26 protein-coding genes are annotated in these 24,756 nt (G+C 75.3%); 15 read left to right on the top strand and 11 right to left on the bottom strand.

Annotated elements, in window-relative coordinates; genetic code table 11:
* The first annotated feature begins 59 nt into the window (after nucleotides 1-59).
* The 5 genes from IE180_RS17100 to IE180_RS17080 all read left to right on the top strand — a co-directional run bounded on the left by IE180_RS17100 (nucleotide 60) and on the right by IE180_RS17080 (nucleotide 4,342).
* Entirely contained in the window at nucleotides 60-770 is a 711-nt protein-coding gene (locus tag IE180_RS17100) for a ribonuclease H family protein (RefSeq protein WP_190157739.1), read from the top strand.
* 287 nt (nucleotides 771-1,057) lie between these two features.
* Nucleotides 1,058-1,741 (top strand): GNAT family N-acetyltransferase, encoded by a 684-nt coding sequence (locus tag IE180_RS17095; RefSeq protein WP_190157738.1) that lies wholly within the window; start codon nucleotides 1,058-1,060, stop codon nucleotides 1,739-1,741.
* An 89-nt stretch (nucleotides 1,742-1,830) separates the two neighbouring features.
* A complete protein-coding gene (locus tag IE180_RS17090; protein WP_190157737.1) occupies nucleotides 1,831-2,187 on the top strand; it encodes a hypothetical protein in 357 nt (118 codons plus the stop codon).
* Between the two features lie 149 nt (nucleotides 2,188-2,336).
* Nucleotides 2,337-3,422, top strand: coding sequence for an enoyl-CoA hydratase/isomerase family protein (locus IE180_RS17085; protein WP_190157736.1), 1,086 nt, complete (start codon nucleotides 2,337-2,339; stop codon nucleotides 3,420-3,422).
* Nucleotides 3,419-4,342: a glutaminase gene (locus tag IE180_RS17080; protein ID WP_190157735.1), complete on the top strand. Its 924-nt coding sequence runs from the start codon at nucleotides 3,419-3,421 to the stop codon at nucleotides 4,340-4,342. The genes IE180_RS17085 and IE180_RS17080 overlap by 4 nt, the downstream gene beginning before the upstream one ends.
* On the opposite strand, the gene IE180_RS17075 is transcribed toward IE180_RS17080, so the two are convergent.
* Nucleotides 4,320-4,973 carry a TetR/AcrR family transcriptional regulator gene (locus tag IE180_RS17075; protein ID WP_190157734.1) on the bottom strand — a complete coding sequence of 218 codons (654 nt, stop codon included), beginning with the start codon at nucleotides 4,971-4,973 and terminating at the stop codon, nucleotides 4,320-4,322. The genes IE180_RS17080 and IE180_RS17075 overlap by 23 nt on opposite strands.
* Nucleotides 4,974-5,067: 94 nt before the next feature.
* Between IE180_RS17075 and IE180_RS17070 the strand changes: the two genes are divergently transcribed.
* A complete protein-coding gene (locus IE180_RS17070; RefSeq protein ID WP_190157733.1) occupies nucleotides 5,068-5,499 on the top strand; it encodes a DUF4345 domain-containing protein in 432 nt (143 codons plus the stop codon).
* Nucleotides 5,500-5,541: 42 nt separating this feature from the next.
* On the opposite strand, the gene IE180_RS17065 is transcribed toward IE180_RS17070, so the two are convergent.
* The 5 genes from IE180_RS17065 to IE180_RS17045 form a co-directional block, all read right to left on the bottom strand.
* Nucleotides 5,542-6,246, bottom strand: a complete 705-nt coding sequence (locus IE180_RS17065) for a lysophospholipid acyltransferase family protein (RefSeq protein WP_190157732.1) — start codon at nucleotides 6,244-6,246, stop codon at nucleotides 5,542-5,544.
* A gap of 106 nt (nucleotides 6,247-6,352) precedes the next feature.
* Entirely contained in the window at nucleotides 6,353-6,919 is a 567-nt protein-coding gene (locus IE180_RS17060) for a hypothetical protein (protein ID WP_229860531.1), read from the bottom strand.
* A gap of 44 nt (nucleotides 6,920-6,963) precedes the next feature.
* Complete coding sequence (locus IE180_RS17055; protein WP_190157731.1) at nucleotides 6,964-7,242, bottom strand: hypothetical protein; 279 nt, start codon at nucleotides 7,240-7,242, stop codon at nucleotides 6,964-6,966.
* A gap of 179 nt (nucleotides 7,243-7,421) precedes the next feature.
* Nucleotides 7,422-8,612 carry a macrolide-inactivating glycosyltransferase gene (mgt, locus tag IE180_RS17050; protein WP_190157730.1) on the bottom strand — a complete coding sequence of 397 codons (1,191 nt, stop codon included), beginning with the start codon at nucleotides 8,610-8,612 and terminating at the stop codon, nucleotides 7,422-7,424.
* A gap of 33 nt (nucleotides 8,613-8,645) precedes the next feature.
* Entirely contained in the window at nucleotides 8,646-9,815 is a 1,170-nt protein-coding gene (locus tag IE180_RS17045) for an FAD-dependent monooxygenase (RefSeq protein WP_190157979.1), read from the bottom strand.
* 78 nt (nucleotides 9,816-9,893) lie between these two features.
* On the opposite strand from IE180_RS17045, the gene IE180_RS17040 reads away from it, so the two are divergent.
* From IE180_RS17040 to IE180_RS17025, 4 genes are all read left to right on the top strand, one after another.
* On the top strand, nucleotides 9,894-10,460 hold the full coding sequence (locus IE180_RS17040) for a TetR/AcrR family transcriptional regulator (RefSeq protein WP_190157729.1): 567 nt from the start codon (nucleotides 9,894-9,896) through the stop codon (nucleotides 10,458-10,460).
* Nucleotides 10,461-10,637: 177 nt separating this feature from the next.
* The gene (locus IE180_RS17035) at nucleotides 10,638-11,405 is read left to right on the top strand and encodes an NPP1 family protein (RefSeq protein WP_229860530.1); all 768 of its coding nucleotides are present in this window, start codon (nucleotides 10,638-10,640) and stop codon (nucleotides 11,403-11,405) included.
* A 97-nt stretch (nucleotides 11,406-11,502) separates the two neighbouring features.
* Complete coding sequence (locus IE180_RS17030; protein ID WP_229860529.1) at nucleotides 11,503-13,566, top strand: CASTOR/POLLUX-related putative ion channel; 2,064 nt, start codon at nucleotides 11,503-11,505, stop codon at nucleotides 13,564-13,566.
* A 100-nt stretch (nucleotides 13,567-13,666) separates the two neighbouring features.
* The gene (locus IE180_RS17025; RefSeq protein ID WP_308434408.1) at nucleotides 13,667-14,020 is read left to right on the top strand and encodes a hypothetical protein; all 354 of its coding nucleotides are present in this window, start codon (nucleotides 13,667-13,669) and stop codon (nucleotides 14,018-14,020) included.
* Between the two features lie 216 nt (nucleotides 14,021-14,236).
* Here the strand turns inward: IE180_RS17025 and IE180_RS17020 are convergent, their stop codons facing one another.
* Nucleotides 14,237-15,007 carry a class I SAM-dependent methyltransferase gene (locus IE180_RS17020; RefSeq protein ID WP_190157727.1) on the bottom strand — a complete coding sequence of 257 codons (771 nt, stop codon included), beginning with the start codon at nucleotides 15,005-15,007 and terminating at the stop codon, nucleotides 14,237-14,239.
* A gap of 77 nt (nucleotides 15,008-15,084) precedes the next feature.
* Here IE180_RS17020 and IE180_RS17015 point away from each other — a divergent pair, with 77 nt between their 5' ends.
* Nucleotides 15,085-16,305 (top strand): RsbRD N-terminal domain-containing protein, encoded by a 1,221-nt coding sequence (locus tag IE180_RS17015; protein ID WP_190157726.1) that lies wholly within the window; start codon nucleotides 15,085-15,087, stop codon nucleotides 16,303-16,305.
* A 158-nt stretch (nucleotides 16,306-16,463) separates the two neighbouring features.
* Nucleotides 16,464-17,663, top strand: coding sequence for an alpha-hydroxy-acid oxidizing protein (locus IE180_RS17010; protein WP_190157725.1), 1,200 nt, complete (start codon nucleotides 16,464-16,466; stop codon nucleotides 17,661-17,663).
* Here IE180_RS17010 and IE180_RS17005 read toward each other — a convergent pair.
* Nucleotides 17,626-18,873: an FUSC family protein gene (locus IE180_RS17005; protein ID WP_190157724.1), complete on the bottom strand. Its 1,248-nt coding sequence runs from the start codon at nucleotides 18,871-18,873 to the stop codon at nucleotides 17,626-17,628. The genes IE180_RS17010 and IE180_RS17005 overlap by 38 nt on opposite strands.
* Nucleotides 18,874-19,141: 268 nt before the next feature.
* Here IE180_RS17005 and IE180_RS17000 point away from each other — a divergent pair, with 268 nt between their 5' ends.
* Together IE180_RS17000 and IE180_RS16995 are read left to right on the top strand one after the other, a co-directional pair.
* Complete coding sequence (locus IE180_RS17000) at nucleotides 19,142-20,275, top strand: FAD-dependent monooxygenase (RefSeq protein ID WP_190157723.1); 1,134 nt, start codon at nucleotides 19,142-19,144, stop codon at nucleotides 20,273-20,275.
* A 383-nt stretch (nucleotides 20,276-20,658) separates the two neighbouring features.
* Complete coding sequence (locus IE180_RS16995; RefSeq protein WP_190157722.1) at nucleotides 20,659-21,171, top strand: hypothetical protein; 513 nt, start codon at nucleotides 20,659-20,661, stop codon at nucleotides 21,169-21,171.
* A gap of 118 nt (nucleotides 21,172-21,289) precedes the next feature.
* Here IE180_RS16995 and thpR read toward each other — a convergent pair whose 3' ends face one another.
* The 3 genes from thpR to IE180_RS16980 form a co-directional block, all read right to left on the bottom strand.
* Nucleotides 21,290-21,907 (bottom strand): RNA 2',3'-cyclic phosphodiesterase, encoded by a 618-nt coding sequence (gene thpR, locus IE180_RS16990; RefSeq protein WP_190157721.1) that lies wholly within the window; start codon nucleotides 21,905-21,907, stop codon nucleotides 21,290-21,292.
* 87 nt (nucleotides 21,908-21,994) lie between these two features.
* Nucleotides 21,995-22,231 (bottom strand): hypothetical protein, encoded by a 237-nt coding sequence (locus IE180_RS16985; RefSeq protein ID WP_190157720.1) that lies wholly within the window; start codon nucleotides 22,229-22,231, stop codon nucleotides 21,995-21,997.
* A gap of 101 nt (nucleotides 22,232-22,332) precedes the next feature.
* Nucleotides 22,333-23,088 carry a TetR/AcrR family transcriptional regulator gene (locus IE180_RS16980; RefSeq protein ID WP_190157719.1) on the bottom strand — a complete coding sequence of 252 codons (756 nt, stop codon included), beginning with the start codon at nucleotides 23,086-23,088 and terminating at the stop codon, nucleotides 22,333-22,335.
* 153 nt (nucleotides 23,089-23,241) lie between these two features.
* Between IE180_RS16980 and IE180_RS16975 the strand changes: the two genes are divergently transcribed.
* Complete coding sequence (locus IE180_RS16975) at nucleotides 23,242-24,753, top strand: flavin-containing monooxygenase (protein ID WP_190157718.1); 1,512 nt, start codon at nucleotides 23,242-23,244, stop codon at nucleotides 24,751-24,753.
* Nucleotides 24,754-24,756 lie beyond the last annotated feature (3 nt).

Genomic DNA, 24,756 nt, shown 5'->3' with positions numbered 1-24,756 from the left:
GGCCCGGCGCCGACGGGGGGCGGGACCGTCCGCCCCCGTCGGCGTGTCAGGATCGTGGGATGGTGGAGAAGATCATCGCGGCGTGCGACGGCGCGTCGAAGGGAAACCCGGGCCCCGCGGCCTGGGCATGGGTCATCGGCCGCGCCGACGGGGCGATCGACCGCTGGGAGGCGGGCCCCCTCGGCCGGGCGACCAACAACGTGGCCGAACTCACGGCCCTGGAGCGCCTCCTGGAGGCACTGGACCCCGCACTGCCCGCGGAGGTCCGCATGGACTCGCAGTACGCCATGAAGGCCGTCACGACCTGGCTCCCCGGCTGGCGCCGCAAGGGCTGGAAGACCGCGTCCGGCACCCCGGTCGCCAACAAGGACCTGGTCGTGCGGATCGACGCGCTGCTCACCGGGCGGGACGTCGACTTCGTGTACGTCCCCGCGCACCAGGTCGACGGCGACCCCCTCAACGACGCCGCCGACCGCGCGGCCAGCCACTCCGCCCGCACCCAGGAGCCCCTCGCCTCCGCCGACGGGGCCGAACTGCCCGCGGCCGACCCCGCCGCGCGCACCTCCACGCCCCGGGCGCGCTCCTCCGCGCCCCGCAAGGGCTCCGCCGGTTCCGGGAGTTCGAGTGGGGGTCCCGCCCGGGGGAATCGCCCGTCCGGCCGCACCCTCAACGCGAAATTCCCGGGCCGCTGCCGCTGTGGTCGTGCCTACGACAAGGGCGAGAGCATCGCGAAGAACTCCGACGGCTGGGGCCATCCCACCTGCGTCTGAACCGACGGGCCGTCCGACTGGCGGGCGGCCCCGTCCGGCCCGTGAGACCGCTCGCCCCGGGCGCACGGCAGGCTTCACCCTCGCGTGGACGCGGGTTCTCCCGGGGTTCTGTTCTCGGAGCGGTTGTGGCTGCATACTGTTCCTCCTCGCACCCGGTGGCGAACCGTTTTACCTGCTCATTTGTCGTTCTCACGACACCTTCGGCACCGGACGAGAACCCCCTCCTGCTGCCGCCGCGGACTCCCCGCGGCGGGAGTCGTCCCTGCCCGTGAAAGACCCGAGGTTCCGTGCCAGTACCTGTTCTCCTGACCGGGCGCTCCGTGCGCCTGGAGCCGCTGGCGATGCGGCACGCCGAAGCCCTCGCCCGGGCCGGCGGGGCGGACCGATCGGCCTACGCCTTCACCCCCGTACCCGATGGGCTCGAATCGGCCCTCGACTACATCGCCCGCGCCCTGGCCGATCAGGCGGCAGGCCGTTGCCTGCCCTTCGCCCTGGTCGGTACGGCCGACGAGAGAGTCATCGGCTCGACCCGCTTCCTCGAACTCGACTACTGGCGGGGCCCGCTGGTGTGGCCGCCGGTGCCCGGCATGCCCCACGGCGATCCGCTGACCGCCGTCCCGGACGCCGCCGAGATCGGCAATACCTGGATCGCCGGCGACGCCCGGGGCACCGGCATCAACACCGAGGCCAAGTACCTCATGCTCCGGCACGCCTTCGAGGTCTGGGGCGTGCGCCGCATCACCATGCGCGCCGACGCCCGCAACACCCGCTCCAGGATCGCCATCGAACGCCTCGGGGCGACCTGCGAAGGCATCCGCCGCGCCCATTCCCGCGGGCTCGACGGCGCCGTCCGTGACACGGCCTTCTACTCGATCCTCGACGAGGAATGGCCCACCGTCCGGGACATCATCGAGCTGCGCCTCTCCGCCCCCCGGCAGGTGCGCGTCCCCCAGGACCTGCTGCCCGCCTGAAGCGCCCGGAGGCGCACGAGCGCCCGGTGGCGCATGGTGGCATCGCGACCACGCGGCGTGAAGACGTTCGTGAACGGCGAGGCAGGACCGTGCGCCACCCCTTCTCCGCCACGGCCGCCCGGATCCTCCCGGCGGCCGTGCCCACCGCGTCCGCCGCGGCGGCGGCCCTCGCCCCCGCCGCGGCCGCCGAGGTCCTCGTGGACGATTTCGACCTCACCCGCGCCGACACGTCCACCGCGCCCCTCGAAGGCCGTCTCCCCGCCGGCCTCCTCGGCACCGCCGCCGTCCCCCGGCACTCCGCCGGCCGGATCGTGCGGACCCCGGCGAGCTCACCGTCGAACGCCGCCGCTCCCGCCTCGCCCGCGGCTGACCGGCGCTCGCGTCCGCGTCCCGCCGGTGGTTCCATGGAGGTGACGGGAAGGACTCGGCGTGAGGACGCGGAGTAGCGGCCCCATCGGACCGCGCACCGCGCAATCAGGATCCGCGAGAAGCGGATGGGTCCTTCCCGCCCCTCCGCCCCACCCCGTCCCCGGGGGTGCGGTGCGCCCCGGTACGGTGGCCGTGACAACGAAGTCGTGCCACCCGAAGGGACCGAGTGACCGTGCCGACCGGAACCCCCGACGTGCTCCTCCGGACGGAGGGCCGGGTCGGATTCGTCACCCTGAACCGGCCCCGCGCCATCAACGCGCTCACCCACGCCATGGTCCTCGCCGTCGACGGCGCGCTCACCGCCTGGGAGCACGACCCGGCCGTCACCACCGTCGTCATCGAGGGCGCCGGGGAGCGGGGCCTCTGCGCCGGCGGCGACATCCGCGCCATCCACGACGACGCGCGCGCCGGCGGCTCCGCCTCCGCGGCCTTCTGGCGGGACGAGTACCGGCTCAACGCCCGCATCTCCCACTACCCGAAGCCCTACGTCGCCCTCATGGACGGCATCGTGATGGGCGGCGGCGTCGGCGTCTCCGCGCACGGCTCCGTCCGCGTCGTCACCGAACGCTCCCGGATCGCCATGCCCGAGACCGGCATCGGCTTCGTCCCCGACGTCGGCGGCACCCGTCTCCTCGGCCGCGCCCCCGGCGAACTCGGCACCCACCTCGCCCTCACCGGCGGCCACGTCGGCGCCGCCGACGCGATCCTCACGGGCCTCGCCGACGCCTGCGTACCCTCCGCCGAACTCCCCTCCCTGACCCGCGACCTGACGGAACTGCCGGCCGAGGAGGCACTCGCCCGCCACGCCGTCGCGCCGCCCGCCGGCGTGCTCGACGGGCAGCGGGAGTGGATCGACGCCTGCTACACCGCCCCGACCGTCGAGGAGATCGTCGAGCGCCTCTTCGACACCGGCGTGCCCGCCGCCAAGGAGGCGGCCGAGACCCTCCTCGGGCGCTCCCCGGCCGCCCTCAAGGCGACCCTGGCCACGCTCCGCCGCTCCCGCGCCCTCGCCACCCTCGAAGAGGTCCTCGACCTGGAGTACCGCGTCTCCTGCGCGGCCCTCACCACCCCCGACCTCGTCGAGGGCATCCGCGCCCAGGTCGTCGACAAGGACCGCGACCCCCACTGGACCCCGGCCACCCTCGCCGAGGTCACGGAGGCCGACGTCGCCCGCTACTTCGCCGTGCCGGCCGGCGGCGACCTCGGCCTGGCCGCCTCGGCCGCCGGCCGCGGGGCGCGAGGCGGCGCGTGACCGCGAACACCTCCTTCCAGCCCGTCCTCGACCGCATCGCCGAGGAGATCGCGGAACTCACCGACCGGGGCACCCCGGCCGACTACATCCCGGCCCTCGCGGCGGGCGACCCGCGCGACTTCGGCATGGCCGTGGCGGAGCTCGACGGCACGGTCTACGGAGTGGGGGACTGGCGCCGCCCCTTCTCCACGCAGTCCGTCACCAAGGTCTTCACCCTCGCGCTCGCCCTCGCCGGGGAGGGGGAGGCGCTCTGGGCGCACGTGGGGAGGGAACCCTCCGGCGACCCGTTCAACTCCCTCGTCCAGCTGGAGTACGAACACGGTATCCCGCGCAACCCGTTCATCAACGCCGGAGCCCTCGTCGTCACCGACCGGCTGCACCGCCTGACCGGCGACGCCTCCGGGAGCCTGCTCGCCTTCCTGCGCGCCGAGAGCGGCAACCCGGACCTCGCCTTCGACGCCGACGTCGCCGCCTCCGAAGCCGCCCACGGCGACCGCAACGCGGCCCTGGCCCACTTCATGGCCTCCTACGGCAACATCACGGGCCCCGTCCCCGAGCTGCTGCGCGAGTACTTCCGCCAGTGCTCCCTGGAGGCCTCCTGCGCCGACCTGGCCCTCGCCACCGGCTTCCTGGCCCGGCACGGGCTCCGCGCCGACGGCAGCCGTCTGCTGACCCGCAGTCAGGCCAAGCAGGTCAACGCCGTCATGCTCACCTGCGGCACCTACGACGCGGCCGGCGACTTCGCCTACCGCGTCGGGCTCCCCGGCAAGAGCGGCGTCGGCGGAGCCGTCGTCGCCGTCGTCCCGGGCCGCTGCACCCTGTGCGTCTGGAGCCCGGGCCTGGACAGCCGGGGCAACTCGGTGGCGGGAGTGGCGGCGCTCGACCGCTTCACGACCATCACGGGTCTGTCGGTCTTCTGACGGGGGACCGTCCCTCCGGGGGACGGCGGGGCCAGTCGGGGGCCGGGTCCTCGTCGAGGAGGGGCCGGAGGGCCCCCACGGCCGCGCCGACGCACACGTCGCGCAGCTCGGTGCGCGTGCAGGTCTCGTGGGTCAGCCAGTCCACGCACAGCACCTGCACGAAGACCAGCCAGCTCTTCAGGACGCCCGACACGGCCGCCCGCGTCCGGTCGTCGGCGAGCGGCAGCACGCCGAGCAGCCGCTCGCGCAGGGCGTCCAGCTCGTCGGCGACGATCGTCTGGACGAGGAGGTCGCCGGCCAGGACGCGGTTCGCCGCGAGGACCGTGTTGCGGTTCGCCGCGAAGTACTCGATGTGTGCGTCCAGACCCTGCGTCAGCTGTCCGACCAGGGTGTCGGCGGGGTCGAGCCGCGTCTTCGCGAGCAGCTGGGCGGAGACCTCCCGGTAGAGCGCGGCGAAGAGGTCCCGCTTGTTGGGGAAGTGCTGGTAGAGCAGCGCCCGGGAGACCCCGGCCCGCTCGGCGACCTCCTCCATCCGCACCTCGTCGTACGGCAGCGCGGCGAAGAGCCGTGCGGCGACGTCCAGGAGCTGGGCGCGGCGTTCGGCGGGGCTGAGGCGTCTGCGGGGCGGCACCCCGCCATGTTACTTGACATGTGTCCAGTAGGCGGCCGTACGCTGGCCCCCGCACCGCGCCTGGACGCGTGTCTACGGGATGGGGGCCGCGCACATGACCAGAGCCAAGGCGCTTCGGGGGCTCGCCCGGGCCATGGGGTACGCCTGCGTGGCGATCGGCCTCTTCCACGTCCTGCTCGGCAACGCCGCGATTCCGGGCGCCACGTCCGCCGGGCCGACGGTCGACAGCCTCGGCCGGTTCCTCGGAGCGATCTTCGCCGGCTACGGTCTCGCCTGGCTCTGGGCGGCACGACGGTCGCCCGTCCCGGCCGCGGCCGTGCGGGGGCTCACCGCCGTCTTCCTGCTCGGAGCCCTCGGGAGGCTGCTCTCCCTCGCCGTCGAAGGACGGCCGCACTGGTTCCAGCTGGCCCTCGCCGCCCTCGAACTCGTCCTCTCCCCGGTGCTGTTCCGGCTGGCGGACGCGGACGAGGAAGCGAACGCGCGGGCCGGGGCCCGTCCACCGCGGACCGGGAGCGGGACCGGCTGACGGGCGGTCCAGGACGGGGCCGGCCCGCGAAGGGCCGGAGCCTCAGCTCCGGCGCCGGACCGACCGCCCCGCGGCCCGGGCCCCGCCGCCGAGGGCCGCGGGCTCGCCCAGGGCCCCGGCCGCCGTCCGCCAGGCCTCGGTCACGGCCCCGTGCGCGAGTTCCGTCGCGGCGGCCACGTCGTCGGGCAGCCGCAGCGGCGTGCCGATGTGGACGTGCAGGCACGGCCTGCGGACCGGCGCGGTCAACACCCCGGCGAGCTGCTTCGCCCGCCCGCCCGAGGTGATCCGCCGGGCCCCGGCCTGACCGATCGGCACGACCGGCGCCCCCGTCGCCCGCGCGAGCCGCGCGAGACCGGTGCGGAACGCCTCCGGCGGGTTCTCGGCGGCGTCCCGGCGCGGCGGGATGCGCCCCTCCGCGTACAGCATCACGTGCCGCCCCGAGGCGAGCGCGACCGCCGCGTGGTCCAGGGCCGCCGCGGCGTGCGCCGAGCCGCGGTGCACGGGGACGTGCCCCTCGCGGGTCAGCGCCCGGCCGAGGACCGGGACCCGCCAGAGCCCCGAGGCGGCGAGCAGGACGGGCTCGACGGCCAGCCGCCCGCGGAGCGCGGCGAGCACGAGCGCCGGGTCGGCGAGCGACGTGTGGTTCACGACGAGGATGCTGCCCGGCTCGACACGGGCCCCGGGGTCCGAGGTGACGGTCAGTCGCCCGAAGAACGGGACGACGCGGGCGGCGAGACGACTGAGCACGGGAAGCCCCCTGGCTCCGAGGCGGAACGGTGACGGAACCATCGTCCAGGGGCCCCACGGCCCGTACATGAGCGTTCGTACTCAACCGCCGGACGCGCCCCCGTACTCAGCCGCACTCCGCACTCCGTCCGGGCCGGGGCCTCTCGGGGGACGACGGGCGGCCGTCGGGAACCCCGTACGGTTCCCGACGCTCCCCGTCGCCCCGGAGCGGTGGTCCGACGGCGGCGGCCCGTCTCCCTTCTCCGTACGCGGGTCCGACGGGCCGCCGCCGACCGGTCAGGAGGGGGCGAACCAGGAGGGGGCCGCGATCCGCCGGCCGTCCGGCGTCCGGACGAACTGGAGCGTCGTGGCGCCCTCGCCCTCGTAGGGCTCGCCGTCGAAGACCCCGGACTTGCGGTGGGCGCCGAACCGGGAGGCGAGGTCGCTCGATCCGCGTCTCCTCGGAGGTCTCCCCCTCGGAGAACTCGACGAGCCGTCCGTCGGAGAGCAGCCGCTCGCGCGGCGCGATGGACTCCTCCACGGAGTACGCGGTGAACGGGGGCGCGGTGCGGACGATGACCCCCTGGGGCAGCACGAGCCGCCGGATCCGGTCCCCGTCGGCGGCCTTGCCGTCCCGGTCGTCGAAGGCGCCGTGGAACGCGGTGGTCACCCGGTCGATTTCGGTCTTGGACATGACGCGACCCCACGTCTCGCCGGGCGGCCCCCGGGCGCCTCCGGTCACGGCGTCCAGTAGTTGTGGACCTGGTGGACCTCGGGCCGGGAGCCCTGGGGGAGGCCCATCTCCTCGGCCACCGGCATCACGCGGTCCATGAACCTCTGCATGTCCTGCTCCGACTCCCACAGGTCGTGGATCAGCAGACCCGAGCCGGTCGCCACGCACACGTGGGACAGGCAGCCCCGGAAGGGGTTGTCGGGCAACGCCTGGAGCTTGCTGTTCAGCTCGTCGTACTGGGCGGTCGTCACGCCCGGCATTTCGGCCCTCACCAGAATCGCCATCGAGATCTCCTCCGTGCGTCCAGCCCCTCCGCACCGCCTCGGTCACGTTTCGTGGCGGGTTCAGGACGCACCGTACCCGCGAAGGCGGCGGCAGGGGGCGCCGCCGCCCCGGCGGCTCCGCCGTGTCGCCGCCGGCGGGGAGCGGTCGCCGGTGGGCGGTCGCCGGGCGTGCGCGGGCGTCAGGCGAGCTCCGACTCGATCAGGTCGGCGGCGCGGGCCGTGCCGCCCTCGCGGGCCATCGACTCCTGGACCTCCCGCGCCCGGCGCGCCACTTCGGGATCGTCGACGAGCGCGAGCACGGCCTCCCGCAGCCGGCCGGGGGTGACCTCCTCCATGGGCAGGTGCCGTGCCACGCCCAGGGACCGGAGCATGTCGGCGTTCCCGAACTGGTCGACGGCCTGCGGCACGGCCACCATGGGCGTGCCGGTGGCGAGTCCCTCCTGACTGCCGCCCGCGCCCGCGTGGGTGATGAACGCGTCGGCCTGGCGCAGGACCGCCAACTGGGGGACCCAGGAGTGCACTTCCACGTTCGGCGGCAGCTCGCCGAGTTCGCCGGGATCGACGAACCTGCCGATCTGCAGGACGACGTGCCAGCCCGGGAGCCCGCCGAAGGCCTCGACGCAGTCCCGGTAGAAACCGGGCTGCTTGGTGAAGGAGGAGCCGAGGGAGACGAGGAGCACCTTCTCGGCCCCCGCCGGCCGCTGCCACCCGCCCTGTCCGGCGCGGGTGCCCTGGCAGGCGCCGACGAAGGTGTAGACGGACTCGTCGACCCGGTCGGCGTGCGGCTGGAGGGCCCGGGGGACGAGGACGATCGCGCGGCGCGGGCGGGCGACGAACCGGTCGGGGTGGGTGTCGATCCCGTGCTCGCCGAGCCACCGCTCGAAGCGCGCGTAGTACGCCCTGCCGCGCGGCGATGCCTTGAGCTCGGCGAACATCGGTTCGGCCACCTCTTCCTCGTACCCCTCCCACGGCACCGAATTCGGCCACAGCGAGACGGCGGGCACGCCCCAGGCGTGGGCGAGGACGGGGGCCGGATAGGAGGTGATGTCGTGGAGCACCAGATCCGGCCGGTCCTCGGCGAAGGCCTCGGCGAGCTGCGGCAGCGCCTGGATCGCGTCGGCGAGGAACGGTTCCAGGTGGTCGATCAGCTCGGTGCCCCAGGCGTCCGGGTCGTCGTCGGTCGGCAGGGTGGAGGTGTGGACGACGGGGGTCGCCCCGGTCTCCGCGACCTTCTCGGCGAAGGACGCGGGGACGGCGTAGCTGACGCGGTGGCCCCGGGCGACGAGCTCGCGGATGACCTCCAGGCTCGGGTTCACGTGGCCGTGGGCGGCGATCGAGAACATGGCGATGTGTGCGGGGGTGGTGGTCATGGCCACCACCCTAGGGAAGACGATACGTCTCGTCTACTTCTTTGCGGGGAGGGCCGGCGGCGTCCAGTCGGCGTGCCGCAGGATCGCGCGCAGGGTCGCCCCGTTCGGTGCCGCCCGCAGGGCCGTGTTGCGCACGCGGACGGCGACCGGATGCGAGAGCCGCTGGCCCATCCGGCCCGCCTGCCGGGCGGCCCGGGCGACGGACTGGCTGCGCGGACGCCGCTCGGCGTCGTACCGGGCGAGCGCCGCGCCGACGTCCGGCGCGGTGGCGAGCGCGGCGGCCAGTGACACCGCGTCCTCCAGCGCCTGGCAGGCGCCCTGCCCGAGGTTCGGGGTCATGGCGTGGGCGGCGTCGCCGAGCAGGGCGACCCGGCCGACGGCGAAGGACGGCAGGGGGGTGGCCAGTTCGTGGACGTCGTGGTGCAGCACGGCCTCGGGGCGGGTCGCCGCGAGCAGGGCCGGGATCGGCTCGTGCCAGTCCCGGAACCGGTGGCGCAGGACGGCCAGGGGGTCCGGATGGCGCACTCCCGGCGGGGAGTTGAGCACGGCGTGCCACTCGGCCCGCCCGTCGGAGAAGGCGATGTGCCCGAACTCGGCGCCCCGGCCCCAGGTCAGCTCGAAGTCGGTCGCCAGTGGTACGGGGGCCTCGGTGAGGGCGCGCAGGACGGTGGACCCGCTGTACGCGGGTCCCGGGTGGCCGGGGAACAGCAGCCGGCGCAGCGCGCTGTTCACCCCGTCGGCGGCCACCACCAGATCCGCCTCCCGCACCCCTTCCCCGGTCACCACTCCCACCCGGTCGGGGGCGGTCAGGTCCAGGGCGGTCGCCTCCGCCCCCACGGCCAGGCGCTCGACGGGGAGCGCCTCGCGCAGCAGCCGGTGCAGGACGGAGCGCGGGATCCCGACGATCGGCGTGCCGAGCGCCCGCTCCAGGGCGGCCCCGTCCATCCGGGACAGCCAGCCGCCGCCCGGGACGCGGGTGCCGCCGGTGTACTGGGGCCGGGCGGCCTCGCGCACCCCCGCGCCGACCCCGAGCGCGTCCAGGGCGCGGATGCCGTTGGCGTGGAGGGAGATGCCCGCGCCGGCGTCCCCGAGGGCGGTGGCGCGTTCGAGGACGGTCACCTCCCAGCCGATCCGTCGCAGCCCGATCGCCGCCGCGAGGCCGCCGATTCCGCCGCCGACCACCACCGCGTTGCCGCCGTCCATGCCGGATGTCCCTTCCACGGTTCTTCTACACCTGTAGAAGAACCGTACTCCTCCCCTCTACAGGTGTAGAAAGGGGGGATGCCCGCCTCCGCCGCCGCCCGACGCGCCCTCCTCGCCGACACCGCCATCGACGTCCTCGCCGAACACGGCATGCGCGGGCTCACCCACCGCGCGGTCGACCGGGCCGCGGGCCTGCCGCCCGGTACGACCTCCGCCTACCACCGCACCCGGCAGTCGCTCCTGACCGCGCTCGTGAGCCGCCTCGTCGAGCGCGACCAGGCCGAGATCCAGGAGGCGGGCCGGCGGGCCGGAGCGCCCCGCGACGCCGAGGAACTCGTCGCCGGACTCACGGCGTTCGCCGCGCTCCGGCTCGCCGGGGAAGGCCGCCGCCGTTCCCTCGCGCGTTACGCGTGCGCCCTGGAGGGCGTGCACCACCCCGAGTTGCGGGAGATCCTCGTCCCGCGCGACAACGCGGCCCGGCGTTCCGTCGAGGAGTTCCTCGCGGGCCGGGGTCTCGAAGACGCCCGCGAGCGCACGGTCACCCTGCTCACCTGCGTGGACGGCCTGGTCTTCGACCGCCTGGTCAACGGGGGGACCGTCCCCGCCGAGGAGGTCCGCCGACTGGTGGCGGCCGCGCTGCGGTAGGGCCTGTCCGTGGAACGGGCCCCGAGGGCCCGGCGTGATCCGGGAGGCGGGACCCGGGGGTGAACCCGGGGCGGCCGGCCGGTGAAGGCTTGCCCGAGGGTTCCGGCACCCTCGCCCCCGTGGAGTGTCCATGCCAAGATGCGGTCGGTTCCTGCCCACCGACCCAGGGGGACGCAGTTGAAGACACAGGCCTACGCCACCAGGGGCGCGCTCGCCCTCGCCGGCGCCCTCGCGCTGATCATCGCCCTGCCGGGCAGCGCGCTCGCCGCCCCGCCCACCGCCCTGCCCGCCGACGCCGACGCCCTGGAACAGACCTTCCAGCCGGCCTACGACTACGACACCGACGGCTGCTACCCCACCCCGGCCATCGGCCCCGACGGGACGCTCAACGGCGGCCTCAACCCCTCCGGCGCCCTCGACGGCCAGTGCCGTGACGCGTCCGACCTCACCAACACCAACGGGTACGCGCGCGCGAAGTGCAACAACGGCTGGTGCGCGATCATCTACGGCCTCTACTTCGAGAAGGACCAGGCGCTGCCCGGCACCAGCCTCGGCGGACACCGCCACGACTGGGAGCACGTCGTGGTCTGGGTGCAGAACGACCAGGCCCAGTACGTCTCCACCTCCGCCCACGGCGACTTCGACGTCTACGGCCGCGACCGGATCCGCTGGGACGGCACCCACCCGAAGGTCGTCTACCACAAGGACGGCATCGGCACCCACTGCTTCCGCCCGGCGAACTCCAACGACGAACCGCCCGAGAACCACCAGCACACCTGGCAGTTCCCCGGCCTGGTCGGCTGGAACGGCTACCCCGCGGGCATCCGCGAGAAGCTCGTCCAGGCCGACTTCGGCAGCGCGGTCTTCGGCCTCAAGGACGGGAACCTCGCCTCCCACCTCGCCAAGGCGAAGCCGGCCGGCATCCCCTTCGATCCGTACGCCTGACCGGCCCGTCCCACCCGTGCGGCGCGGACCGATCACGAAGGGATGAACATGCCCCGATGCCGCCCCGCCGCCCTCGGCGGGGCGGCACCCTGCTGACGTGCGAAAAGAAGACAAAAAGGTCGTACCCCGGCAGCGGGGCGCCGCACGGGGAGCCGGCCCCGGCCGGGCCGAGGACCGCCGGACCGCCGACGGCCGACCCGCGGACCGGATCCGGCCGGCCTCCCGGACCCGGTCCGCCTCCCGAAGCCGCTCCGACGGCCGGACGCGGTCCGCCCACCGCGGCCCCTCCACCGGAGAACGCCTCCGCTACCGGTTCGACACCGTCCTCACCCGTGGCACCGCCGTGCTCTGCGGCTGGCTGGCCCTCGTCTGCCTCGCCCTCGTCGTCCCCATCAGCACCGTCCTCGTCTGGACCGACCGGCACACCCCCGCCTCCCTCGGCTCCAGGATCGCCGCGGTGTGGCGCAACACCGGACAGACCATGCGCCTCGGCGGCGAGGTCGGCCCCCCGCTGCGCGTCGCCCTGTCCGTGCTCCTCGCCCTCATCGCGCTCATCTACGTCTCCACCCTGGTCAGCCTCATCACCACCGGCCTCACCGACCACCTCATCGCCCTCAACCGAGGCCACGCCAGGATCCTGGAGAGCGGACACACCGTGGTGCTCGGCTGGTCCGAACAGGTCCCCACCGTCCTCTCCGAACTCGTCGCCGCCCGCACCGGCCGGCGCCGCCGGATCGTCGCGGTCCTCGCCGACCGCGACAAACCCGCCATGGAGGAGGACCTCCGCGCCTCCGTCGGCGCCACGGGCCGCACCAGGATCCTCTGCCGCACCGGCCGGCCCACCGACCCCGCCGCCCTCGCGCGCGTGAGCCCGGCGACCGCGGACTGCGTCCTCGTCCTGCCCCGCGACGACCCCCGGGACGACGCCGAGGTCGTCAAGACCCTGCTGTCCCTCTCGGCGGCCGTGGGGGAGACGGACCCCGTACGCGTCGTCGCCGCCGTGCGCGACGACCGCCACCTCGGCGCCGCCCGCCTGGCCGCGGGGCCCGGCGCCACCGTCCTCGACATGGACGACATCGCGGCACGCCTCCTCGTCGACTGCGTACGACAGCCCGGCCTCTCCCTCGTCCACCAGGAACTCCTCGACTTCGCCGGACACGAGTTCCACACCCTCCGGGAACCGGCGCTGTCCGGCCGCACCTTCGACGAGGCCGCCCGCGCCTGTCCGGTGTCGACCGCCGTCGGCATCGTCCACGGCGACGGCACCGTCGCGCTCAACCCGCCCCGCTCCACCCCGCTGCTCGCCGACGACGCCCTCCTCGTGATCGCCGAGGACGAGCACACGACCCGCCTCTCGGTCACCCCCGTGCCCTACGACCCGACCGCGCTCGCCCAGGCTCCGCCGGAGGCCCCACGGCACCCCCGGCGCGTCCTCCTCCTCGGGTGGAACCGCCGGGCGCCCCGGATCGCCACCCGGCTCGCGAGCCGTACCCCGGCCGGCTCGTCCCTCGACGTCGTGGCCGAACCGCGCACCGACACCCTCACCGGCATCCGGACCGTCACCGAAGCCGTCGGCGGGCGCATGACGGTGCTCCACCGGCCCGGCGACCCCACGCTGGGCGGGACCACGGAGGCGCCGGACCTCGACCGGTACGACGCGGTGATCGTGCTCGGTCCCGACCACCGGCCCGGCCACGCCGACCCGGACGACCGGACGCTCGTCACCCTCCTCCACCTGCGGGCCGGGCGTCGGGCGAGCGGACGGCCCCTCCCCGTCGTCACCGAGATGACCGACGACCGCAACCGGCTCATCGCGCCCCGGCTCCCCGGCGCCGACTTCGTCGTCAGCGGCAGGCTCATCGGACTCCTGATGACCCAGATCTCCCAGAACCCCCCTCTCGCCGCCGTGTTCGAGGAACTCCTCGCCCCGGACGGCAACACCCTCCACCTCCGCCCCGCGGCCCACTACGTCCGCACCGGACGCGCCACGTCCTTCGCCACCGTCGCCGAATCGGCCGCCCGCCAGGGCGTCTGCGCCATCGGCTACCGCTCCACGACCGCCCCCGGCCACGGCCTGCGCGTCAACCCGCCCAAAGCGCACGTCCGGTACTGGAACCCGGACGACCGGATCGTGGTCATCGCACCCGGACGGACCGGATAGAGGCGCACGGCGGCAACCTTCCCGGGACCGGCGGCGACCACGGGGTGCCCGCCCGTCCCGGCGCGGGCGGCACGCCCCCGCGTACGGAAGGAAGCACGACGTGGGACGGACCCGCAGCAAGGCGAGGCACCGCAGGCGCGGAAAGCCCCTGACGATCGGCCTCCCGGCCGCTCTCGCGGCGGCCGGGGCCCCGGCCCACGGGACGGCCTTCGGCCTGTTCGGCGCGGACGCCCGGCCCCGGGCCGGCGCCACGACCGCGCCCGCGGGAGCGCGCGAGGCCGCCGACGGCTTCGCGTCGGTCGACGCCCTCGGCCAGAAGGGCACGTACGGCGGACGCGACGGCGCGACCGCGACCGTACGGAACCTCGCCGACCTCGAGAAGCACGCCACGGCCCCGGAGCCGTACGCCATCCGCGACAGCGTGCCCGGCGCCACCGTCAAGGCCGCGCCGTGAAGGGACAGGGGCGGCTTCTCCTGGAGGGCCGACCGCTTCGCCCACTACCGGAACAGCGGCCCCGGCGCCGGCCGGCCCGGCACCGAACGGCCGCGGCCGACGGCCGCCGGGGCCGCCGTCCAGGACACCGCGCACTCGCTCGGCGACTGGACCCCGCGGCGGGCCGACGGGCCTGCGCGGCCGGGGCGGAGGGCTGACGGGCCTGCGCCGACGGGCTCACGCGGCCGGGGCGGAGGGCTTCCTCGCCTCGATCAGGGTCCGCGCGGAGTGCGCCACGAACGGCCCCTCCGCGCGGATCCGCGCGTCGAGCTCGCGCAACCGGGGCAGCTGGTCCTCCACCGTGAACCCCGGCACGATCCAGATGACCTTCCGCAGGAACCAGACGACGGCGCCGACGTCGTGGAACTCCATGCGCAGCCGCTCCGAGCGCACGTCCACGACCTCCAGCCCGGCGGCGCGTGCCCCGGCCGCCTCGTCGTCGGGATGACGGCGGCGGGCCGCCTCGGGCTGCGGCCCGAGGAACCACTCGACCAGCTCCCACACGCTGGCCGGGCCCACGTGCTGGGCGAAGTAGGCGCCGCCCGGCCGCAGGACGCGCGCGATCTCCGTCCACCACACGGTGGCCGGGTGCCGACTGGTGACGAGGTCGAAGGCGGCGTCGCCGAACGGCAGCGGCGGCTCGTCGGGATCGGCGACGACCACCGCCCCCCGGGGATGGAGCCGCGCGGTGGCCCGCGCGACGTTCGGCGGCCACGACTCGGTCGCCGCCATCGTCGGGGGCAGCACCGGGACCCCGCCCAGGACCTCACCACCGCCCGTCTGGACGTCGAGCGCGGCCGAGACGGCCGCCAGCCGCTCGCCCAGGAGCCGCTGATAGCCCCAGGAGGGCCGCTCCTCGCTCGCCCGCCCGTCGAGCCAGGAGAAGTCCCAGCCGTCGACCGAGGCCGCGGAGGCTTCCGCGACGAGATCTTCGAAGGCGCGTGTCATTCCCCCATGATCACGGCAGCGGGCGCACACCGCACCCCTGTTCCGCCCGACCGCCCGGGCTGGCGAGAATGGCCCCCATGGACAGGGACCACCGGGCCGCGCGGGCCGAGCTCCTGGCCGGGCTGCGGCTCGACCGGGTCGCCGCGGCCGCGGCCGCCACCGCCGGCGAGCTGCCCGCGTACCGGGGCCTGGACGAGGAGGAGACGGTCGGGGAACTCCTCGCCGTCATGGGGACGGCGCTCGCCGCGCTCGCGGAGGGCCGCGCGCCCTCGGACCGGGAACGCGCGGAGTTCACGGACTTCGGCGCCCGCCGGGCCGACCAGGGCGTCCCCCTCGAACCGCTCCTCGAAGCCTTCCGCCTCACCTCCCGCCACGCCTTCGACGCGCTGTACGCGGCGGCCGGTCCGTACGGGTCCGCCGCCGCCCTCGCGCTGACCCGGGACTTCTGGCTCTGCTGCGACCACGTGTCGGCAGCCGTGGTCGACGGCCACCGGCGGCGCGGGACGGAGCGGCTGCGGGACGGAGAGGAACGGCGAGCCCTGCTGCTCGGCCGGTTGCTGAGCGGGCAACTCCCGCCGGACGGGCTGCCGACGGCCGTCCGGCTGCTCGGCCTGGACCCGGGCAAGGAGTACCTCGCCTTCCACGCGGCCGTCGTCCCGGGGCACGACGCGGCAGCCGTCGGAGCGACGCTGGGCGAGCACGTCGCGGCGCGGCTCGTCGAACCCGCGGCGGGGCGTGCCGCCGGGCCGGCCGAGCCCGGGGCGGGGCGTGCCGCCGGGCCGGCCGAGCTCGCGGCGGGGCGTGTCGCCGGGCTGGTCGAGCCCGGCAGGATCGGCTCCCCGGCCGTCCCGGTCGGCCTCGGCCGCGCCCTGCCCCTGTCCCGCGCGCACGAGTCCTACCGCCAGGCACGCAGGGCCGGAGAGCTCGCCGCCGCCTTCGGGCTCCGCCGCCCCGTCACCGACGGCGAACTCCCGCTGCACGCCGCCGTGCTCGCCCTGCCGGCCACCGGCGAGGAGCTGGTGGACCGCTGCTTCGGCCACACGAGCGGAAACCGCCGCGCGACGCTCGTCCGCAGCCTGGACGCCTACCTCACGGCCGAGGCGAACGCCGAAGCGGCCGCGACCGCCCTGTACGTCCACCCGAACACGCTCCGGTACCGCCTGCGCGCCTTCACCCGGGCCACCGGACTCGACCCTGGCCGGACCGAGGACACGATGCTGATCTGGTGGGCCCTGCGCCACCTCGAAGCCTCGACCGGCCCCCGGGGCACGACCGGCGGCGGAGGAACGACCGGCTGACGCCCGTACACCGCCGCCGGACTTGTCCGGGGCGACAAGACCCGGCCACGAACTCCTGGAGACCGCTCCATGGTCACGCGCGCGCGTGACGGGCACGGTGGGGACCACCGGGGGCGAGCCGAGCGCCCCGACGAGGGACCGGAAGGGACGACGCCCCCATGCCCCAGCAGTACGGCGACCACCAGAACGAGATCTACCTCGACGGGCTCTTCGGCGTCACCCCCGCCCTGCCCATGACCTTCGCCGAGCTGGAGACGAGGGCGCGTGCGGCGCTGTCGCCCTCGCTCTGGTCGTACGTGGCCGGCGGCGCGGGCGACGAGCACACCCAGGAGGCCAACGTCACGGCCTTCCGGCAGTGGGGGCTCGTCCCGCGCATGATGGTGGGCGCCGCCGCACGCGACCTGTCCGTCGACCTCTTCGGCCTGAGACTGCCGTCCCCGCTCTTCATGGCACCCGTCGGCGTGATCGGGCTCTGCGCCCAGGACGGACACGGCGACCTCGCGACGGCCCGCGCCGCCGCCCGTACCGGCGTCCCCATGATCGCCTCCACGCTCACCGTCGACCCCATGGAAGAGGTCGCCGCCGCGTGCGGGGACACCCCCGGCTTCTTCCAGCTCTACACCCCCACCGACCGCGCCCTCGCGGAGAGCCTGGTGCACCGCGCGGAGGCGGCCGGCTTCCGGGGCGTCGTCGTCACCCTCGACACCTGGATCACCGGCTGGCGCCCCCGCGACCTCGCCACCGGCAACTTCCCGCAACTGCGCGGCCACTGCCTGGCCAACTACACCTCGGACCCGGTCTTCCGGGCACGCCTCGCCAAGACCCCCGAGGAGGACCCGCGCGCCGCCGTCCTGGAATGGGCGGGGATCTTCGGCAAGCCGCTCGTCTGGGACGACCTCGCCTGGCTCCGCTCCCTGACCGACCTGCCGATCCTCCTCAAGGGCATCTGCCACCCGGAGGACGTCCGCCGCGCCAGGGACGGCGGCGTCGACGGCGTCTACTGCTCCAACCACGGCGGACGCCAGGCCAACGGCGGCCTGCCCGCGCTCGACGCCCTCCCCGGCGTGGTCGCCGCGGCCGAGGGCCTGCCCGTGCTCTTCGACTCCGGGGTCCGCACCGGCGCCGACGCCGTGAAGGCCCTCGCCCTCGGCGCCACGGCGGTCGGCGTCGGCCGCCCGTACGCGTACGGCCTCGCCCTCGGAGGCGAGGACGGCATCGTCCACGTCCTGCGCTCCCTCCTCGCCGAGACCGACCTGATCCTGGCCGTCGACGGCTACCCGACCCTGGACGCCCTCCGGGAGGAGGGCGCCCTGCGGCCCGTCACGGCGTACGGCGCGCCCGGGCCGCGAGGGAGGTGACGCGGCGGCGGCGCTCCGCACGCATGCGCGTGTGCCGGTCCAGCTCCTCCATCAGCCGGCGGCCGCGGTGTCCCGGATCGAGTTCGTCGAGGACCCGGTCGATCTCGGCCAGCAGCGCGCCGTACAGCTGCCAGCGCTCCGGGTCGTGCGCCGCCTCGGCCTTCAGCAGCCCGGCGGCGTGGTCACGGGCGGCGCGGGCCGCCCCGAGGTCCTCGCCGAGGCGGTCCTCGGCCGTCTCCGCCCCGGCGCTCGAGTGCGAGGTGACGAGGTCGGCGAAGCTCACCAGGGTGTCCGCCAGGTGCCGCAGCGTCTCCCGGAGGGCCAGGCCCGCCTCCCGCCGCACGAGCGGGGCCCCCTCCCGCTCCTTCGCGAGGTCGGTCAGGGAACGGGCGAGGACGCGCAGCACGACCGCGCAGATCTCCAGGGTGTCGAGACCCGTGCGCAGCACGATGCGGTGCAGCAGCCCCTCCTTCACCCGCGGGTTCAGCCGGAGGCTGTCCTCCGCCTGCCGCAGCGCCGCGTCGACGTCGGCGACGTCGTTGTCGAGGCGCCGCGCCTCGTGCAGCCGCGCCGCGGCCCGCTCGAAGGCGGCGGGAGGGACGACCTCCGGGATCGACGCCGGATCGGGGCGCGCGTGCGGGTCCGCGAGCTCCTCGCCGAGGTCCATGAGCAGCCGGCGCATCCGCCGGGCCAGGTCGACGATCGAGTCCCCGGCGGTGTCCACCCAGACCGGCGGCACGAGCACGACGTTGAAGAGCAGGCCCACGACCGCGCCGATCAGCGTCTCCAGGACGCGGTCCCACGCCGTGTCGGTCACCTGCGTGACGCCGAGGACCAGCATCGCGCTGATGGCCACCTCGGGAACGAACTCCCCCACCTTGACGAACCGGCCCACGACCAGCGACGCCAGGATGATCAGGGCAAGGCTCCACCAGGTGAGTCCGACGAGCACGCTGAACGCGATGGCGATGAGGACGCCGACGACGACGGAGTTCACCCGCCGCAGGCTCGTCGTGAGCGTCGAGTACAGCGTCACCTGCACGACGAGCAGGGCGGTCAGCGGGGCGGTCAGCGGCGCCGGCTCGGAACTGAGCCGGAGCGCGACGACGTACGAGATCGTCGCGGCCGCGGTGGAGCGCAGCGTCTGCACCACCACCGGGTCCCGCCCCCATCGCTGCCACCACTTCCATCGGCGCCACGGGTGCGGCATGGCGTACTCCTCCTCCGGTGATCAGGGAACTGTGGACGCCTGCCCGCCCCGGGTCCATCGAATCGCGAGGCCCCGCCATGAGGGCGCGTCGGCGCGCCGGTGAACCCGGTGAATCCTCGCGGGCCCGCCGTGTCGGACGACGTCGGGGGCATCCGGCGCGGTCCCGTCCCCGGCCCGGGAAAGCGACGGCACGGCGGTACAACCCCCGGCTCCCACCCGGGGGTTACACTCCTGCGCCTTGTTCGATCACGTTCTGGAGACAACCGAGATGGCATCATCCCTGCGCGTCCTGATCCACGGCGGAGGCATCGGCGGCCTCACCCTCGCCACCGCTCTGGCCCGGCGCGGCCACACCGTGGAGGTGGCCGAGATCCGCGAGGAGCTCGACGCCCTCGGCGTGGGCATCATCCAGCCGTCCAACGCCCTGCACGTCATGCGGGAGCTGGGGGTGCTCGACGCCTGCCTCGCGGCGGGATTCGCATGGGAGGTCCTGACGATCGCCGACCCGGCGGGGAGCACGCTGGCGCGGATACCCCAGCCCCGCATGGGCGACCTGCCGGCCGCCAACGGCATTCCGCGGCCCGCCCTCGCCCGCGTGCTCGGCGACGCCGCCGTCGCCGCCGGCGCCGAGGTCCGCTTCGGAGTGACCGTCACCGGACTCGACGACGACGGCACGGGCGTCACCGTCGCGCTCTCCGACGGCTCCGGCGACCGCTGGGACCTGGTCGTCGGCTTCGACGGCATCGGCTCCCCGCTGCGGACCCGCCTCTACGGCGACCGGTACGCGCCCGCGTACACCGGATTCGCCAACTGGCGCGTGACCGTGCCCCGGCACCCCGACGTCCGGGGCGTGGTCATGGCCACGGCGGGCCAGGAGGCGAAGGCCCTGCTCACCCCGATCACCGACGAACTGATGTACCTGGGCGCCGTGTTCGCCGAGGCCGAGGACCACCGGCCGGACCCCGGGCGCGCCCACGAGGAGCTCGCCGAGCGGCTCGCGGTCTTCTCCGGCCCCGTCGCCGAGGCGCTCCGCGCGGTCACCGACCCCGCGGCCGTGGTGTACTCCCGGATCTCCCAGGTGACGGTCGAGGAACCGTGGCACGTGGGCCGGGTGGCACTGGCCGGTGACGCCGCCCACGCCTCCACCCCGCACCTCGCGCAGGGAGCGGCGATGGCCGTCGAGGACGCCCTCGTCCTCGCCGAGGCCCTGGACGCGGAGGGCTCGGTCCCCGAGGCCCTGCGGGCCTGGGAGGCGCGCCGCCGGCCCCGTGCCCTGTGGGTGCAGGCCATGTCCCGGGCGGTCCTCAGGCAGGAGATGGGAGCGCCGACGACCGCCGAGGAGGACGCGCTCCTGAAGATCGGCATCCCGGGAGCCGCCCACGTCCTGGTGAAGCCGTACTAGGACTAGGACCCCCGGGGGCCACGCCCCCGAACGTCCGGCCCCCGGGACACGCCACCCATCCATCCATCCATCCACCCCTCCGCTCCGTCGGGGCGGAGCACGTCCCCGCCCCGACGGTCCGGAAACCGGCTCCGGGAGCGCTCGTGACGGCCGGTCGTGACGGCCCGTCGGAAGCCTCGCGCGTCGCCGTCCCGGTGCGGCGCGCGGGGGGACGCGCGTTGCCGGTCCGGGAGAGGGCGAGCGCGGCGCGGGCGGTACCGCCCGCGCGGCCGGGTCGTGGACGACGGCACCGCTCCGTCCACGCGCGGCGGTGGTTCACTCGTGACGGTGGACTCGGCCCGAGCCGCCGTCCGCTTCCTCCGACGCTCGGGCACCGTGACCCCATGCACGCCCGACACACCGCGTTCCTGCTGCTCGTCGCGCTCCTCGCCACCGGATGCGTGGTCGTCCCGCACGGTTCCGCACCGGGGCCACCGGCCCGCCCCGGCGGGATCGCACCGGCCGCGGACCGCCCGCCCGCCCCGCTCCCCGCCTGGCCCGCGCCCACGGAGCCCGCCCCTCGCGAGGCCCTCGACCCCACCGACTCCCGTCCGGCCCGGGCCCCCGCCCGGAAGGCCGCCGTCCCCGCGGCCGAGCAACCGCCCGCCCGCCGCCCGCACGCTCGCGACACCGCCCCGCACCGCCCGCACACCACGGCGGACAGGCCCGGGAGGCCCCCGCGCGGGAGGTCCGGGACCGCACCCCGCTCCTCGCACGAGAACCGGCCCGCTCCGATCCGCCCGCGGCCCCGGGCGGACGCGCGGCCGCCCGAGATGCGCCGCCTCTGCCGTCAGGCCGAGGACATCCGGGCCCCCATGGGCGGGGCCGACCTCTGCCGCAGCCTGTACGGCCGCTGACGGTGCGCTCCTTTGACCGCTTGACCGCCCGGCTACCGCCGCCTGACCGCCTGACCGCCTGACCGCCTGACCGCCTGACCGCCCGCCACCCGGCCACCGCCTGACCGCCGACACCCGGCTACGGCCGCGCGAACTCCCACGCCTCGATGTCGCGGTAACGGATCGGCCCCGGGCCCCGGCCGTAGTCGCTGCCGACGAGATGGAGGCGCTCGGCCGCCCATCGGCGGCCGGTGAAGCCGGCGAGCCCGGCGGCGGCCTCCCGTACCGACGTCGGGTCGTCGCGGCGGGCCCGGGCGAGCGTCAGATGCGGACGCAGCGGCCGGTCCTCGAAGGGGATGCCGCACTCCTTGACGACGGCCCGCACCTCGGCGGCGAGCCGGTGCAGCCCGTCGAGGTCGCCGTCGATCCCGCTCCACAGCACCCGCTCGTCGAAGTGCCCGCCACCGCGCAGCGCCAGTTCCACGGGCCGCCGCGCCGCCGCGATCTCCGCCAGCGGCGGCCGCAGCAGGGGGACGGTCCCCACCGGGAGCTCCCCGAGGAACGCCAGGGTGATGTGCCAGTCCTCGATCCGGTTCCACCGCATGCGCGGGTACGCCTCGTACGCGGGGTCCAGCGCGCGCGCCAGTTCGTCCTTCGCGTCGTCGGGAGGGGCGAGCGCGACGAAGACGCGCACGGTCGCGGTCCGCGCCCTGTCGCCGTCACCCGACTCCGTACCCTGCCCGGGCGCCTCAGCCATCGTCCTTGCCCTGCCCACCGTCCGTCCCGCAACCGTCGCTGGTGAGGGTACGCGGCGGGCGGGGCACGCCCCGGGCCGGGGCGCCCGTCACGTCCCCGCCCCCGCCGACGGCACTCGCACGACGGGGCGCCCGCGCGGAGGCGGGAGCGCGGCGTTCCCGTCCGCGAGCCGGGCGGCGGGACCGGTGGGGACGGCGTACGCCTCGGCGAGGGCCGAGGCGGCGATCGGGCACCGGGCGACGAGGACGGGCCCGGCGGGGTTGCGGAAGCGGTGGCGCGGCCCGTTCACGGCCGCGGGCCCGACGGGCACGTCGTACCGGTCCACGTCCCGTCCCCCGCATGCGGCCGCGTCGTGCGGCGGCGTTGATCTCCGGCATCGTAGAGGCGCGGTGGCCGGTCGGCCGGGGGCCGGGGGAGGCGGAGGGGTCAGCGGCGGTCGTCCGCCGTGCCGTGCGGGGGCCCCGGCTCCGGCGGTTCCGGGGCCGGTCCGATCGGCTGGTCGGGGTCGAGCTTGATGCCCAGGCGCGGGGTGACGCCCGCCAGCAGGCCCCAGAGGGCGTCGCTCAGGAAGTGGGTCAGGTCGTCGAGGGAACTCCGCGACTCGGGGTGGGCGGCCCACTGGTTCACCACGCCGTCCACCAGGCCGACCATGCCGAACGCCAGGTTGAGGTTGAAGCCCTGGGGCGCCGTCCCCCCGTCGAGGAACCGCTCGGCGTACGTGTCCAGGAGGCGGGCGAGGTGGAGGGCGACGGCGGTGCGGGTGCCCGCGACCGCGCGCGAGCCTGCGGCGGGCTGCCCCGGCGAGCCGGTGCCGAGGAAGCGGTGGAGGTGGGGGTGGAGCGCCACCCAGCCCACGTAGGTGGCCGCGGCGAGCTCGATCGCCTCCCGGATCGTGCCCCGGGGGTCGAGCGCGGGGGACAGGGCGGTCATCAGGTCGGCGGTGATGCGCGCGCGGATCTGTTCGTCGAGGTCCTCGCGGCTGCGGAAGATCCGGTAGACGACGGAGCGGGGCATGCCGGCCTCGGCGCCGATCGCCGCCACGCTGACCGTCGTCCCCTCGCGCCCGATGACGGCGAGGGCCGCGGTGAGGACCTGGTCCCGGCGCTCGGCGCGGTGGCCGGTCCAGCGGGTGTCACGGCCGTCGGGTCGCCCGTCGTTGCGTGTGTGTCTGTCCTCGGCCACGGCGTGGATCGTACCCGGCGGTGGGGACGAGGTCGGGGGAGAGGGGTGGCGCAGGTCACGTTACCGCCGGTATCCTGGACGCGGTGACACAGGTAAATTCCGGGGCCTGAGGAAGAACGCCCGCCGGTGCGACCGGCAGGGGAGGGGACGGACATGGAGAACCAGCACGTCGACGTGCTGATCGTCGGCGCGGGGCTGTCCGGCATCAGTGCCGCCTGCCACCTGCTCGCCGGGAACCCCGGGATCACGTACACGATCGCCGAACGGCGCGCCGGGATCGGCGGCACCTGGGACCTGTTCCGCTATCCGGGCATCCGCTCGGACTCGGACATGTACACCTTCGGCTACGGCTTCCGCGCCTGGCACGGCACCAAGGTCCTCGCCGCGGGCCCGGACATCCGCCGCTACATCAGGACCACCGCCGAGGAGCACGGCGTCGTCGACCGCATCCGCTTCGGCCACCGGGCCGTCCGGGCGGACTGGTCGAGCGCCGAAGGCCGCTGGACCGTCGAGACCCTCGACGAGGCCACCGGTGAGACCCGCGTCCTGACCGCCCGCTTCCTCGTCGGCGCCACCGGCTACTACGACTACGACGCGGGCCACCGCCCCGAGTTCCCCGGCGAGGAGCGCTTCCGCGGCACCCTCGTGCACCCGCAGCACTGGCCCGAGGACCTCGACCACACGGGCAAGCGCGTCGTGGTCATCGGCAGCGGTGCCACCGCCATCACCCTCGTCCCCGCGATGGCCCCCGAAGCCGCCCACGTCACCATGGTCCAGCGCTCGCCCACGTACGTCCTGGCGCTCCCCGCGGACGACCCCCTCTCCGTCCTCCTGCGCCGGCTGCGCGTCCCCGCCGCGCTCGTCCACCGGGTCGGACGCACCCGGAACATCGCGATGCAGCGCGCCCTGTACGTCCTGTGCCGCAAGGCCCCCCGCCTCATGCGCAAGGTGCTCCTCGGCGCCGTGCGGGCGCGGCTCGGCAAGAGCGTGGACATGCGCCACTTCACCCCCTCGTACAAGCCCTGGGACCAGCGGCTGTGCGTCGTGCCCGGCGGCGACCTCTTCACGACGCTCAGGAGCGGCCGGGCGTCCGTCGTCACCGACCACATCGAGACGTTCACCGAGACCGGGGTCAAGGTCGGGTCCGGCGAGGAGATCCCCGCCGACATCGTCGTCACGGCCACCGGCCTGCGCATGCAGCTCGCCGGCGGCATGGAACTCGCCGTCGACGGAAGGCCCGTCGTCACCCGCGACCACCTCCTCCACAAGGGCGTGATGCTGGACGGCGTCCCCAACCTGGCGATGATCATCGGCTACACCAACGCCTCCTGGACGCTCAAGGCCGACCTCGCCTCCGCCTACATCAGCCGGCTCGTCGCCCACATGGACCGGCACGGCCTCACCGCCGTCACCCCCGTCGCCACCGAGGCCGACCGCTCCTCCGTCTCCGTCATGGGCGAGTCGCTGACCTCCGGGTACATCGCCCGCGGCGACGCGATCATGCCCCGACAGGGCACCCGTGACCCGTGGCGGATCCGGAACGACTACTACCGCGACCGCCGCGCGCTGCGGCGGTCCCCGATCGAGGACCCCGCGCTCCGCTTCGACCGCGCGGTCCCCGACGGACGCCCCGCCGAGCGGGAGGACCGGACCCCCGCGGTCTGACGC

Source organism: Streptomyces litmocidini, assembly GCF_014649755.1.
Lineage (GTDB): Bacteria > Actinomycetota > Actinomycetes > Streptomycetales > Streptomycetaceae > Streptomyces > Streptomyces litmocidini.
Note: the sequence above shows the minus strand (reverse complement) of the source record. Positions and strands in the feature narration are given on the sequence as shown.